The sequence below is a fragment of the Pseudomonas sp. NPDC079367 genome (genome assembly GCF_044542195.1).
Taxonomy (GTDB): Bacteria; Pseudomonadota; Gammaproteobacteria; order Pseudomonadales; family Pseudomonadaceae; genus Aquipseudomonas.
On the sequence record NZ_JBITTW010000001.1, the window covers coordinates 220721 to 233687 of the forward strand.

Annotated in this window: 12 protein-coding genes and 1 pseudogene; 11 read left to right on the forward strand and 2 right to left on the reverse strand. The window is 58.5% G+C overall.

Features of this window, described 5'->3' with window-relative positions; genetic code table 11:
• Positions 1-30: 30 nt before the first annotated feature.
• Complete coding sequence (locus ACIGDJ_RS00915; RefSeq protein ID WP_101160183.1) at positions 31-663, reverse strand: dTMP kinase; 633 nt, start codon at positions 661-663, stop codon at positions 31-33.
• A gap of 101 nt (positions 664-764) precedes the next feature.
• Here ACIGDJ_RS00915 and ACIGDJ_RS00920 point away from each other — a divergent pair, with 101 nt between their 5' ends.
• The 11 genes and pseudogenes from ACIGDJ_RS00920 to ACIGDJ_RS00970 all read left to right on the forward strand — a co-directional run bounded on the left by ACIGDJ_RS00920 (position 765) and on the right by ACIGDJ_RS00970 (position 11456).
• Positions 765-1826 (forward strand): SDR family oxidoreductase, encoded by a 1062-nt coding sequence (locus ACIGDJ_RS00920; protein WP_397478134.1) that lies wholly within the window; start codon positions 765-767, stop codon positions 1824-1826.
• Between the two features lie 380 nt (positions 1827-2206).
• Positions 2207-2416, forward strand: a complete 210-nt coding sequence (locus tag ACIGDJ_RS00925) for a 4-oxalocrotonate tautomerase family protein (RefSeq protein WP_101160178.1) — start codon at positions 2207-2209, stop codon at positions 2414-2416.
• A 138-nt stretch (positions 2417-2554) separates the two neighbouring features.
• Positions 2555-3073, forward strand: coding sequence for a sigma-70 family RNA polymerase sigma factor (locus tag ACIGDJ_RS00930; RefSeq protein ID WP_101160493.1), 519 nt, complete (start codon positions 2555-2557; stop codon positions 3071-3073).
• A complete protein-coding gene (locus ACIGDJ_RS00935; RefSeq protein WP_397478135.1) occupies positions 3060-4040 on the forward strand; it encodes a FecR domain-containing protein in 981 nt (326 codons plus the stop codon). The genes ACIGDJ_RS00930 and ACIGDJ_RS00935 overlap by 14 nt, the downstream gene beginning before the upstream one ends.
• Positions 4041-4160: 120 nt before the next feature.
• The gene (locus ACIGDJ_RS00940) at positions 4161-6551 is read left to right on the forward strand and encodes a TonB-dependent siderophore receptor (RefSeq protein ID WP_313005837.1); all 2391 of its coding nucleotides are present in this window, start codon (positions 4161-4163) and stop codon (positions 6549-6551) included.
• Between the two features lie 188 nt (positions 6552-6739).
• Positions 6740-7396 (forward strand): annotated as a pseudogene (locus ACIGDJ_RS00945) (SDR family NAD(P)-dependent oxidoreductase); the annotation flags it as partial.
• A gap of 29 nt (positions 7397-7425) precedes the next feature.
• Positions 7426-8736: an NTP/NDP exchange transporter gene (locus ACIGDJ_RS00950; protein ID WP_397478136.1), complete on the forward strand. Its 1311-nt coding sequence runs from the start codon at positions 7426-7428 to the stop codon at positions 8734-8736.
• A gap of 283 nt (positions 8737-9019) precedes the next feature.
• A complete protein-coding gene (gene folE, locus ACIGDJ_RS00955) occupies positions 9020-9577 on the forward strand; it encodes a GTP cyclohydrolase I FolE (RefSeq protein ID WP_101160167.1) in 558 nt (185 codons plus the stop codon).
• 45 nt (positions 9578-9622) lie between these two features.
• Complete coding sequence (locus tag ACIGDJ_RS00960; RefSeq protein ID WP_397478137.1) at positions 9623-10165, forward strand: DUF3833 domain-containing protein; 543 nt, start codon at positions 9623-9625, stop codon at positions 10163-10165.
• Positions 10166-10220: 55 nt separating this feature from the next.
• Complete coding sequence (locus ACIGDJ_RS00965; RefSeq protein ID WP_016774774.1) at positions 10221-10526, forward strand: DUF6482 family protein; 306 nt, start codon at positions 10221-10223, stop codon at positions 10524-10526.
• A gap of 126 nt (positions 10527-10652) precedes the next feature.
• Positions 10653-11456 carry a DUF1206 domain-containing protein gene (locus ACIGDJ_RS00970; RefSeq protein ID WP_397478138.1) on the forward strand — a complete coding sequence of 268 codons (804 nt, stop codon included), beginning with the start codon at positions 10653-10655 and terminating at the stop codon, positions 11454-11456.
• Between the two features lie 42 nt (positions 11457-11498).
• Here the strand turns inward: ACIGDJ_RS00970 and ACIGDJ_RS00975 are convergent, their stop codons facing one another.
• Positions 11499-12791: an Nramp family divalent metal transporter gene (locus tag ACIGDJ_RS00975; RefSeq protein WP_370695140.1), complete on the reverse strand. Its 1293-nt coding sequence runs from the start codon at positions 12789-12791 to the stop codon at positions 11499-11501.
• Between the last annotated feature and the right edge of the window lie 176 nt (positions 12792-12967).

Consider the following 12967-nt stretch of genomic DNA (forward strand, 5'->3'; position numbering starts at 1 on the left):
CGCCGCTCGTCGGCAGGGCATGGTCTGCCGTCAGACCAAGGGGACACACCGGGAGCTCATCACCTGATTTATCTGCGCGACCACCCGCCTCGTCGCCTCCTCGATCGTTCCCTCGTTCCGGCATAAAAACCAACCCTGATCGATAGCGGCTTGCTCAAACGCCCGAGTACAAGCGGCATGCTCTTCCAGGCCACGAAGCACTGTACTGCTCAAGCCGCGCCGTCGTGCCCCCGCCCTCGCCCACGAAATCTGCGCCGCTGTGACCACCCCGACATGCAGGTCTGGCACCTGAACGCTGCGATCCAGGTTCAATTGCAGGATTTCGGCGAACGGGACTATCCGGCGAAACGCAGCATCGGAGGGATACCAGCGATCGATCAGGATAATGCTGTCGGTGGGTTGTTTGCTCAGCACGTGCCGGGAAATCCAGCTGCGGCTATCAGCCAGGCGTTGGCAGACTTCCAGCTCCAGATCCCGGTCAGGATGCCGGACGAGCCTGTTCACCAAACGCATCGTCTCGCCCCTGAACGGGTCGCTTTTTCTCTCGCACAATCGGATGACTTTCTGGTTGTCCGCCCTCAAGACTTCAGTGATGGCCTCCAACAGCGAGGTTTTGCCGACGCCTTTGGGGCCATCCAGAGCGACAAACAGCGGACGATTCATTTTTCACAGGCTTCAACGGGGGGGAGCGGACACTCTAACGGATTTCAGGTTGAACCTCTGTTACCCGGACGTACTCCGACATCTGAATCCAGGAGAAACCTATGACCCAGACCGCTTTAGTCGTGGGCGCCAGCGGCATCGTCGGCAGCGCCATCACGCAGTTACTCATCGACAACCAATGGCAAGTCGCCGCGCTATCGAGGCACCCGTCGCAAGCGCAAGGCGTGATCCCTGTCGCGGCAGATCTTCAGGATCCGGCTTCGCTGGACCGCGCGCTGGCGGGTTTGAAGCCCACTCATGTATTTATTACCACATGGTCGCGCCAAGCCACGGAAGCGCAGAACATACGCGTCAATGCCGCCATGGTGCGCAACGTCCTCGCCGCCATTCGCCCAGCCAAAAGTGTCAAGCATGTCGCACTGGTCACTGGCCTGAAACACTACCTGGGCCCGTTCGAAGCGTACGGTAAAGGCAGCCTGCCGCAGACACCGTTTCGCGAGGAGCAGGGCCGTCTGGATGTCGAGAATTTCTATTACGCCCAAGAGGACGAGCTCTTCGCCGCTGCCGAAAAGGACGGCTTCACCTGGAGCGTTCATCGCCCTCACACCGTCACTGGGGTGGCTGTCGGCAATGCGATGAACATGGCGACTACCCTCGCTGTCTACGCCTCGATTTGCAAACACACCCATCGCCCCTTTGTGTTTCCAGGATCCAGAGTGCAGTGGGACAGCCTCACCGACATGACGGACGCGCGGCAGTTGGCGAAACAACAATTGTGGGCAGCCACCACGCCGGCTGCGGCCAACCAGGCATTCAATGTCACTAATGGCGACGTATTCCGGTGGAAATGGATGTGGAGCCGGATCGCCGAATACTTCAACTTGCCTGCTGCCGATTATCCCGCTTCGCTTTCACCCCTCGAGAAGCAGATGGCTGACGATCATGCCGTATGGACGCAAATAGTCGCGGAGCACGGCTTGAAAGAACCCGACATTGATCGCCTGATTTCCCCATGGCACACCGATGCAGACCTCGGCCGCCCCATCGAAGTAGTCACGGACATGTCGAAAAGTCGCATGATGGGTTTTACTGCCTACCAGGCAAGCGATCAGGCATTTTTTGACGTGTTCGACAAACTACGCGAGATGCGCTTGATACCGTAGGCGGTTTCGACCAGAGATGGAGCGGAACTTGTCGGCAGCCCCTGAGTTGCTACAACGAGTGGCCCATTGCGAAACTCCACCTACGCGCCCTCGCCCAGCCCTCCTCTGCGGCATCCAGTCATTCCCATGCTCCACAGCCTTCGTCGCTGCGCATGGGAAAGACTGCGCCGTGAAATCCTCCCGCGTGTCAGCGGCAGAACGCAGCCGATCGGATATCCAGACACAAAGCAAAAAACCAATGCCACAGGCCAGGCCGTCATTGGTTACACAGCGTTGTAAGTGATGTTCTCTGCCCCTCATTTATTCATTGAAAGCAACGCCCTAAAGTCCATCCACTGCCACCTCATCATGTCGATGGGGCGCCAACAGGAGACTTTCCCATGCCTTTCATCAGCGTTCGCATCACTCGCGATGGCGTCACCAAAGAACAGAAATCTCAAGTCATCGCTCAGATAACCAGAACCATGCAAACCGTGCTCAATAAGGACCCGCACCTCACTCATATCGTCATTGAAGAGGTCGACACCGATAACTGGGGCTATGCCGGAATTACCACCACTGAGTACCGCCAGCAACTGACGGAGTCGTAGACGTGACTGTCCCCGTCAGAAAGGAACCTGAGGCGTCTTTTCACCCAAAACAGACGCCGAACGCGACGTATTTGCTCTCGGGCCCATCGCGTGAGTAGAATGCGATTCATTATCAATCATGTATGTCCCGGGATGCCGATGCGTAGCGACGAAACACTAGGTACTGCAGATCCAGGGCTGCTCTATCGCACCCATTTCTCGTGGTTACAGGGCTGGCTGATCCGCCGCATCGGCTGTCGCGATAACGCCGCAGACCTGGCGCAAGACACCTTCGTCCGTGTGCTCAAACACCGTCATCAGTCCGGCGCCCTGCGCGAACCACGCGCCTATCTGAGCAGCATTGCTCGCGGACTGATGATTGATCAGTATCGTCGTCGCGAACTCGAACGTGCTTACCTGGAAAGCATCACCTTGCTGCCTCATCACGAGGTTCCCTCGGAAGAGAGCCGGCTGATGATTCTCGATGCGCTCGAGCGCATAGACCGTCTGCTCGACTCGCTTAAACCAAGAGTTCGCCAGGCCTTTTTATTTGCCCGGCTCGACGGTCTGACCTGCGCACAAATCGCCGAAAAACTCGGTGTCTCCCGCGCGACGGTGGAACGCGACCTGGCCACGGCCCTGCAACATTGCTATCGCTTGCGTTATGTCGAGGCCTGAGCCCGAGGCGCTGGATCCGGCCATTGTCGAGCAGGCGATCCAATGGCTGGTGCGCCTTCGCTTCAATCAAGCCGATGAACAGACACAGCGCTCTTTTGAGCACTGGCTGCAGCAGCGCCCAGAGCATGCGTTGGCATGGCAGCGTATGGAAACGCTTGGAGATGAATTCGAAGGCGTGCCAGCTCAACTGGCTCGAAAGACCCTTGATGGCGCCAAGCATGGAATGCGCCGGCGGGAAAGCCTGAAGCTGCTGGGCGTATTGGCGACCGTCGGCACGGCAGCCTGGCTCGGCCGCGACTACACCCCCCTGCCCGCCCTGCTTGCACAACAGCGCAGCAGCACCGGCGAGCAACGACGTTTCGAACTCGATGATGGCAGCCTCATCCAGCTCAATAGCGATAGCGCCGTCGACAGCGATTTTGACGCCCAGCGGCGGCTGATCATCCTGCGACGTGGTGAAATGATCGTGAACGTCGGCGCAGATCAACACTCGCCTCAAGCGCGACCGCTGTGGGTGCAATCACGCGACGGGATCATGCGAACCCATAGCTCCCGCTTTCTGGTCCGCGAGCGTGACGACGGCACTCTGGTCGCAGCTCAGGAAGGGTCGGTTACGGTTTTCCCCGGAACCAGCCAAACGCCTGCGAGCCGAAGCGTCTCGGCAGGAAACCAGCTGCTGTTCACATCAAGCGGCACCCGAATGTTCAGCGACAACGGCCTGGATCTATGGAGCTGGGGTGACGGTGTGATCAGTGCCAACCATATGCGCCTTGGTGACTTCATCGCGGAGTTGTCGCGTTATCGCCCCGGAGTCTTGCGCTGCGCCGAAGAGGTCGCCGATCGTCGCGTTTCGGGTACTTTCCAGCTCGCCGACAACGATCGGGTCTTGGCTTTGGTCGCCCAGTCACTGCGCCTGCACATTGATTACCGAACCCGTTATTGGGTCACCGTGAGCGCTGCCACCTGAGTCCACCTGAATATTTTCTGCTACTTGAAAAATAATGAGGTGGTTTCTCATTCTCGTTCGACCTCTAAGGAAGGCCGGAATACAGGCCAGTCTGCCGATGTCCTTTCTTGGAGCGAGAAAATGAGTTCGTCCCCTGTTTCGCAGCGCCATCCATTAAGTCGTGCCATGCACGGTGCGATTTTGGGTTTGATCGTGAGCAGCTATGCATTGCCATCGCTGGCGCAAACCTCGGGCGCTGATCACAGCAATCAAGTCAAACAGTGGAATATCGCCCCCGGCCCACTGGCGCCGGCGCTTGACCGCTTTGCACGCGAGGCTGGCATCAGTCTTTCCTTCGACGCGTCGAGTGTGGCGAACCGCAACACGGCTGGCGTGAATGGCACGCTCGATACATCGGCAGCGCTGTCATCGTTGCTCCAGGGCAGCGAATTGCAGATCGAACAGCAAGGCCCGAATGCTTACCTGCTGACCCCTCAAGCAAAAGTCGCCGGCCCGCTGGAACTCGACGCAACGGCTGTCGAGGACTACCGCCTCGCCCCGCTCATCATCAATGCCAAGGTCAGGGTCAGTGCCGACGACGACACCAACTCGGTGGTCGCCAAGGAGCTCTGGGTCGGCGGCAAGGTAGCAACCAGCATTCTCAATACACCGGCGTCGGTGTCGGTGGTGACCAACAAGGAAATGCAGCAACGCAGCGTCAGCACCACGGAAGAGGCGCTGCAATACACGCCGGGCGTGGTCAGTGATTTCTATGGTACCGATGACCGCAACGACTATTTTCAGATCCGTGGCTTTCAGGCCACCACCTACCGTGACGGCTTGACCCTGAGTTCAATGCGCGGCGTACGCGAAGATCCGTTCGCCTATGAGCGCATCGAGATTCTGCGCGGTGCCAACTCGACGCTGTTCGGCCCAGCGGACCCGGGCGGTTCGGTGAATTTCGTGACCAAGCAGCCGCGCTTCGAGAAGTTTGGCCAGGGCTATGTCACCTACGGCTCGTTCGATCATGTCGAGACAGGCATCGATGTCGGCGATGCGCTGAACGACGAGAAAACCCTGGCCGGCCGTTTTACTGCCAAAGGCCAGAACAGCGACCGCGAGTACGATCACTCACAGGACGACAACCAGTTGTTTATGGGTGGCCTGACCTGGGCCCCGACGGATTACACATCGGCGACGGTGATTCTGGACTACCTGAAAACCGAAAGTTCGCCCAACAGCGGCGGTTATCCGTTGGACAGGGAGTACGACCGCAGCAAGTTTTACGGTGAGCCCAGCTACAACTTCCATGACGTCGAGCGCACCAGCCTCAGCGGTAACGTCACCCATGACTTCGATAACGGCTTCGTACTGCGCAGCAATCTGCGTTACAGCAAGTTGACCGATGATTTCGGCTACGTGTACCTCAGCGACAGCGCTGCACGTGTCGGTACCAGCGTCGATCGGTACCTGTTTGGAACGGACACTGACGCCGACCAGTTCAACGGCAATCTGATGCTGCAATACGATGCCCGCTTCGAGAACATCGACAGCAGCAGCCTGGTGGGCGTGGAATACCTGGATTCGACCACCAAGGAAAGCTCGGTCTACGCGCTGACGACCCCGATCGACATTGCCAACCCTGTGTTTACGGGTGTGCCACGCTCGATCACGCCGTATGCCGTCAACAAACGAGACGCGACAACCAAAGCCGTATTCCTTCAGCAGAACCTGTCGTTCTACGAGCGTTTCATCGTCACCGGGGGTGTGCGCAACGACTCGATGGACCTGACCAGCAAAGGCTTGCAATCGACTGAGAAAGACACCTTCTCCGAGACCTCCTACCGAGGTGCGTTGACCTACATCGTCAACGATGAAGTGTCGACCTATGTGAGCATGGTCGAATCCGTCTCGCCGCCTCAGGTTGGCGTGACACCGCAGACAGGCAGGCAGTACGAAGTCGGCGTGAAGTATGCGCCGATGGGGATGGACGCACTGTTCTCCGCCGCCGTGTATGACCTGACCCAGGAAAACGTCACCATCGCCGTGGTGCTGCCGAGCGGCATCATTGAGCAGCAGACGGTGGGCGAATCACGGGCGCGTGGCCTCGACCTGGAAGCCAAGGCACAAGTGACACAGAACCTCAGCCTGATCGGCGGCTATTCCTATATGGAATCCGAGGTGTTACGCGGTTCGTTGTACGACGGCAGCTCGCTCAAGGGTAACGAGTTCGCCACGGCACCCAAGCACTCCGCGTCGCTCTGGAGCTATTACGACGTGCCCGCGACTGATGTCAGCGTTGGCTTGGGTGCGCGTTACGTTGGCGCTTATTACTTCGATGCAGCCAACTCCGGCAAGAGCGATGGCACCACGCTGTTCGACGCCGCTTTCAACTACAAGATCGCCAAAGGCACCGACCTGGCGGTGAACGTCAGCAACCTGCTGGATGAGCAGCACGTCGTCGGTTCCGGTACAGCCAACTTCTACAACCCGGGCCGCGAGATTACCGCCAAACTGAGTTACAACTGGTAAACAGGCGGGTGAGCCTTTTCCAATGCTGGAAGCGGTGCCCGCCTTACCGCGGGCACCGTCAACTACGGGCATACTCGAGTTGATCTACGCTTGAATGAATCACGCAGAGAAATACAAAACAGGCAACGACCGGCCAATGGGTGATTGGCCTTACGAAACGATGCTGAAGGCGCCTGAGCTCTCTGCGACAAGAGCGCCTGCCAAGGCTCGACGTGCTCATCAACAACGCCGCGATCATGTCGCCGCCGGTTAGAGGCGTTTCGGCCGACGGTTACGAGATGCAGCTGGCGACCAATTACCTGGGGCATTTCGCCTTGACCGGCCTGCTGATGCTTCTGCTGCGCCAAAGCGACGATGGTCGGGTGGTCAGCCTGTCGAGCATCGCCGCCGGGCGCGCAAGCCTGAACTTCGATGACCTGCAGGCTGAGCGCAGTTACGACCCTTTCGCCAGCTACAGCCAATCGAAACTGGCGGTTCTGAAGTGGAGTATTACGCTGCAGCAGCGCAGCGATGCCGCCGGTTGGGGGATACGCAGCATCGCCGCTCACCCCGGCGTTGCCGTGACCGAGCTGATCGCCCGTGGGCCTGGCCTGGACAGTGAATTCGGCAAACAATGGGCTGTAGAGCGCGACAGGTATCATTGCGCAGCGCAGGGCGCGCTGCCCACGCTGTATGCAGCGACGGCGCTGGAGGCTGTTGGCGGCGCTTACTACGGGCCCACCGGAGACAACGAGAAGCGCGGGCCGCTGGGCTTCGCCAAGATGCCCGCAGCCGCTGCCGATCGCTCGAACTCCGACGTGCTGTGGCAACTTTCCGAGCGACTGACCGGCGTCACCTACCGCTGAGCCCGCTGGCACGCCTACAGGAGCGCAACATGGATATGTCCCTTCTCGCCCACCGCACCAGCGCCGTCATCAATGCCAAGGCTCACGAGCTGCGCCCTGCGATCTATGGTTTTCTGCTGTTCGTTTGCCTGTTCGCCGGCTATTTCATGCTCCGTCCGATCCGCGAATCGATGGGCATCACTGCCGGCATCGAGAACTTGCAATGGCTGTTCACCGCAACCTTCTTCGTTATGCTGGCGGCCGTTCCGCTGTTCGCCTGGCTCAGCGCACGCGTGCCGCGCCTGCATTTCGTGGACTGGGTGTACGGATTTTTTTGCACCAACCTGCTGTTATTCGCCGCCTTGTTCCTGGGCGAGGAAAGCCCGTGGCTGGCGCGCGTGTTCTATGTGTGGATATCGGTCTACAACTTGTTTGTCGTATCGGTCGCCTGGAGCCTGATGGCCGATGTATTCGACAGTGCCCAGGCCAAACGCCTGTTTGCTTTCATCGCAGCGGGCGCAAGCGTTGGCGGCTTGAGTGGCCCTGCACTGAGTGCCTTGCTGATCGGTCCAGTGGGCGAGTCCGGCCTGGTGCTGTTGGCCGCTGTTCTGCTCGGCGCTGCGATGTGGTTCAAGCGCCAGTTGATGCGCTGGCGTGAACGCGGTGGCGCAGGACGCCCCGATGCCGCGCCGAGCGAAAGCCCTCGCAGGCCGTTGCCGGGCAATCCCTTCAGCGGTATGACGGCCATTTTGAAATCATCCTATCTGCTCGGCATTTGCGCCTTTGTGGTGCTGCTGGCGACTGTCTCCACCTTCCTTTACTTCGAGCAGGCACGCGTCGTCGCCGAACACTTTCCGGACCGCGAGGCGCAGGTGCGCGTGTTCGGCATCATCGATTTCGTCGTGCAGGCGGGCGCCCTGCTCTGTCAGCTGTTCATCGCTGGACGCCTCGCGCAAAGGCTCGGCGTCGGCGTGCTGTTGGCCATGGTGCCGCTGGTCATGTGCGCAGGGTTTATCGGGCTGATCTTCGCCCCCAGCTTTGGTCTGATCGCCGCGCTGATGATCGTGCGGCGCATCGGTGAATACGCCTTCGTGCGCCCAGGCCGGGAGATGCTGTTTGCCCCGCTCGATGCTCAAAGCAAATACAAGGCAAAGAACGTCATCGACACCGTGGTCTACCGCGCCGGCGACGCCATCAGTGCCTGGGCGAAAAGCGCGCTGGACGCGCTCGGCCAGGGGGCAGGCATGGCAGCGCTGGTCGGCGCGTTGTGTGCATTGCTTTGGGCTGTGCTGGGGTGGCGGCTCGGCGAGTGGGCGGACCGACGATCCAGTGTGTCGGCAGCGCGACAAACCCCCGCCTAGCGTTCAAGGGACATTGAGATCGCGGACGAATGACTGTTTGGCTCAGTCGCTGTGTACGTTCCCTGTCCAATTTGCTCTATGTCCGCCTCAAGCAAGCCATTTACTAAACCTGCCCTTCGGTTTGTCCCGCCTGAAAATTCAAGCCCGCACAAAAAAACCACCGACTCGTTGTCAGTTGATCTATTTCAGCCTATCTTCAATAAAACCTATACAAATGCATCGCTAACGTACAACATTTCGCCACCACGTTTGCCCTCACTCAGAACCGCCACGAGTAACCCGAATGAGCCCACAATTAGCCAGCCATTACCGTGAAATCCTCGTTGGCGTGGGTGAAAACCCCGAGCGTGAGGGTCTGCTGGATACGCCCATGCGAGCCGCCAAGGCGATGCAGTATCTGTGCAACGGTTACGCGATGAGTTTGGAAGACGTTACCAACGGTGCCCTGTTCGAATCGCTGAGCGATGAAATGGTGATCGTCAGCGACATCGAGCTCTATTCCCTGTGCGAGCACCACATGCTGCCATTTATCGGCAAGGCGCATGTGGGGTACATCCCCACTGGCCGGGTGCTAGGGCTCTCGAAGGTCGCGCGGGTGGTCGATATGTTCGCGCGGCGCCTGCAGATCCAGGAAAACCTCACTCAACAGATTGCTCAAGCTATCCAGCAGATCACCGATGCCGCCGGCGTTGCGGTGGTTATTGAAGCCAGGCACATGTGCATGATGATGCGTGGTGTCGCGAAGCAGAATTCGATCATGACGTCCTCGGTGATGCTCGGCGCCTTCCGCGACAGCTCGACGACCCGACAGGAATTTCTCCAGCTCATCGGGCGGCGCTAGGCCTATACACATCCTGTTGTTTGTACAAGCTCAAGGAGTAGCAAGATGACCCGATTCCTCCTGCTGTTAGGCCTGGCGCTCAGCATCGCAAGCTGCGGCAGTGTCGATGTTGCTCGTTACGCAGATCAGCAACCGGCACTGAGTCTTGAGCACTTTTTCAGCCAGCCCGTCAAAGCCTGGGGCATGTTCCAGAAGCGCAATGGCGAAGTCGCCAAGCGTTTCGAGGTCGACATTGTCAGTCGTCGCGAAGGCGACAACCTGATCCTCGACGAGCGCTTTGTGTACAGCGACGGCAGTCGTGAGCGTAGAGTCTGGACCCTCACTCCCGGGGGTAATGGTCAGTGGAGCGGCCGCGCGCATGATGTGATCGGTGTTGCACAGGGTCAGATTGCTGGAAATACCTTCCACTGGCGTTATCGCCTGAACCTGCCAGTCGACGACTCGACCTACGAGATGAGCATGGACGACTGGATGTACCTGATCGACGAGAACACATTGATCAACCGCACCAGCATGTCCAAGTTGGGTGTGGAGGTAGGCCAGGTGACGGTGTTCTTCCGTCGTCAGAGCGCTGACGCGAACCCATGAACCGCACGTACCTCGACGATGAAAAGCGCCTGCCCCGGCAGGCAAGGAGTGAAGCATGAACCTGCAAACCCTCACCGAACGTGCGGCCAACAGTGAAGTTCGCGAACTGGAGCTGCTGTCACTCGAAGGTGGTTTTTATCTGGCGAGGATTCGCGTGGATCAAGGCCAGTTCACCTTGCTCGATGACGCTGCCAAGCCGATGCATTTGCGTTCGATCACCCACTTGCGCGACTTGCTGCAGACCGTTCCGGCGTTTCCCTGCGTGCTGGTGCAACAATGCGTGCACGACGAAATGTGCGGTCGGGATTCAGGGCCAGTCGAAGAGCTGCGCATTCCATTTTCGCTGACCACGCCGTTATGACGCAGAAGCTTGGCGAGCGCTGAATGGCAGGCTGATAAGGCGCGCGTGGCCAACGGGCGACGCATTTATCGAACCCCTGCCCCGTCCACGGGTCTGCTTCACATCGATTCCCTGGAAGTAAACCCCATGTCCACTCAACACACACTTGTCCTGCTTGCCCGAGGCGGATACGCCGCGCGCGGCGTTCTGTATCTGATCATTGGCATCTTCGCGCTGCTCGCCGCCCACGATTCCACCAAACCGAAAGACAGCCACAAGAGCCTCGAAGCATTGCTCAGTCAGCCGTTCGGCTACATGTTGATCGGGATTGTGGTTGCCGGCCTGCTGGCCTTCGCCGCTTGGCGTGCGCTGCAAGCAATCCGCGATGTCGACCACCACGGCACCGAGTTCAAAGGCTTGGTCATTCGCGCAGGTTTGCTTGCTGGCGGCATGGTTAACGCGGCGCTGGCTCTCTTTGCCTTGGGCCTGTTGGTGAGCGGCCTCAGAAGTTCGGGCGGTTCCGGCGATGGCAAGACCAAGGATCTGCTTGCGCATCTGCTGTCATTCGAGCACTCGAACCTGTTGATCTACCTGATCGCGCTGATTCCGCTTGGCGTCGGTATCGCGCACATCATCAAAGGCTGGAAGGCTTCGTTCGAGAAGTACTTCGAAGCCGATGAAGAAGTGATGCGCTACGTGCGCCCGGTGTCGCGCTTTGGCCTGATCGCCCGAGGTGTGGTGTTTATCGAGATTGCAGTGTTGATGGCGGTCAGCGGCTCGGTTTACCAGGCAACCAATCCACCCGGCATGAAGGAAGCGCTGGATGCTTTGCAGAATCTGCCGGCAGGCGGTGTGCTGTTGATGCTGATGGCGTTGGGGCTGATCGCATTCTCGGTGTACAGCTTTTCCGAAGCAGCCTGGCGCAGGATCGAGATGGACCTGCCGTTGTAAGCGGCAATTCGAGGGGGCTTTTGCCCCCTCGGTTTTTCCTTATCAAGTAAACAGATCAACGCCCAGTTGAAAAGCCACCCAAAGTGCCAGACCGGTAGCAAACAGCAGCGCGATGTTTTCAAACAGGTTGTTGCGGTATTGCTTGTCCAGCAGTGATTTCTGGTTGGACATGATCAGCAAGCCCAGGGAAATCACCGGCAAGCCAATGATGTTCAATGCGCTGACACCGATGGTCAGCGTGACGAAATCCGGCATGCCCGGCATCGACCAGATCAGCGGCGTGACCAGAATGAACAGCATGAACCACTTGTGCATCGGGTCATGATGGAACTCTTTGCCGTACTTCTCGCGACGCTCAGGACGAACATGCTGGAAGGCATCGGTGATCAGCATCGGAAACGCCGTGGTCTTGCCTGAAATGCTGGCGAACAACGTCGCGAACACACCAATGAAGAACACGTACCAGCCGATCGGGCCGAAGAAGATTTCCAGCGCCTTGCCCAGATCGCCCAAGGTTTTCACCTCGATGCCATTGGGCCGCAGGATTTCCGCACCGACGATCCAGATGGCCAGGTTGATGATGATCCCGACGAACACCGCAAACAGCAGATCGTTACGTTGAATGCGCTTGTGCTGCGGCCCGGTCCAGCCTTTCTGACGCATGACATAGGGGTGCACGAAGTTGGCGATCGAACCGGCAACTGCGCCAATCACCGAGACGGCCACCAGCAAGGCGCCATGCACGCCTTCATCAGGCGGGATGCTGAAGCCGATGGTGCCTTTGATGATGCCGCTGACATCCGGACCAGACATCACCGCCAAGGCGATGAACGCGAGCGTCATGATCGCCAGCAGCAGTTTCATGACACCTTCGATCATCGTGTAGATGTTGCGCCCAACCAACATCCAGACCGCCAGCACCACCGCCACCGAACACAGCAATGGCTGGTCGATCTTGAACAGCATCGCCAGCGACTCCCCTGCTCCCTTGATCATGTAGGCGTTCATCAAGTGCCCCATCAACAGGGCATAAACCAGCATGAACCAGGCAAACACCGGGTTGAGCTGGGCGTAGCCCTGCAGAATGGTCATGCCTTGGTTATTGCACAACTGGAAACGGGCAATGATGTTGACGATCAGGTATCTGAGCAACAACGAGACGGCCAGCACCCACATCATGGCGTAGCCGTAATTCGCACCGGCCACTGAAGACGTGATGAGATCGCCCGCACCGAGCCACGACAGCACGGCAATAATGCCGGGGCCGAGCAGTTTCAGCGTTCGCAGGAAAAGGTTTTGCGGTTTCGCAGCGGCCTGATGATCGAGTGGAGCCATGCTCGTCATAGGGGTATCTCCGTTATTGTTTTTGTGAGAGTTGTTGCACTGCGCACATTAGGTAGGATGTCGTACAACAACGCTAATGGGAGAGTATGTAAAAATGTGTCAAACCTCGATGACGACTACGCTCTTCGATCATTTCTTCTGATCATAGCCATCTATTACGCGCACAT

Coding starts and splice junctions, on each gene's coding strand:
- ACIGDJ_RS00940 (WP_313005837.1), top strand. CDS start 4,161: ATGAGTTCGTCCCCTGTTTCGCAGCGCCATCCATTAAGTCGTGCCATG.
- ACIGDJ_RS00950 (WP_397478136.1), top strand. CDS start 7,426: ATGGATATGTCCCTTCTCGCCCACCGCACCAGCGCCGTCATCAATGCC.
- ACIGDJ_RS00960 (WP_397478137.1), top strand. CDS start 9,623: ATGACCCGATTCCTCCTGCTGTTAGGCCTGGCGCTCAGCATCGCAAGC.
- ACIGDJ_RS00935 (WP_397478135.1), top strand. CDS start 3,060: ATGTCGAGGCCTGAGCCCGAGGCGCTGGATCCGGCCATTGTCGAGCAG.
- ACIGDJ_RS00965 (WP_016774774.1), top strand. CDS start 10,221: ATGAACCTGCAAACCCTCACCGAACGTGCGGCCAACAGTGAAGTTCGC.
- ACIGDJ_RS00925 (WP_101160178.1), top strand. CDS start 2,207: ATGCCTTTCATCAGCGTTCGCATCACTCGCGATGGCGTCACCAAAGAA.
- ACIGDJ_RS00975 (WP_370695140.1), bottom strand. CDS start 12,791: ATGGCTCCACTCGATCATCAGGCCGCTGCGAAACCGCAAAACCTTTTC.
- ACIGDJ_RS00915 (WP_101160183.1), bottom strand. CDS start 663: ATGAATCGTCCGCTGTTTGTCGCTCTGGATGGCCCCAAAGGCGTCGGC.
- ACIGDJ_RS00970 (WP_397478138.1), top strand. CDS start 10,653: ATGTCCACTCAACACACACTTGTCCTGCTTGCCCGAGGCGGATACGCC.
- folE (WP_101160167.1), top strand. CDS start 9,020: ATGAGCCCACAATTAGCCAGCCATTACCGTGAAATCCTCGTTGGCGTG.
- ACIGDJ_RS00930 (WP_101160493.1), top strand. CDS start 2,555: ATGCGTAGCGACGAAACACTAGGTACTGCAGATCCAGGGCTGCTCTAT.
- ACIGDJ_RS00920 (WP_397478134.1), top strand. CDS start 765: ATGACCCAGACCGCTTTAGTCGTGGGCGCCAGCGGCATCGTCGGCAGC.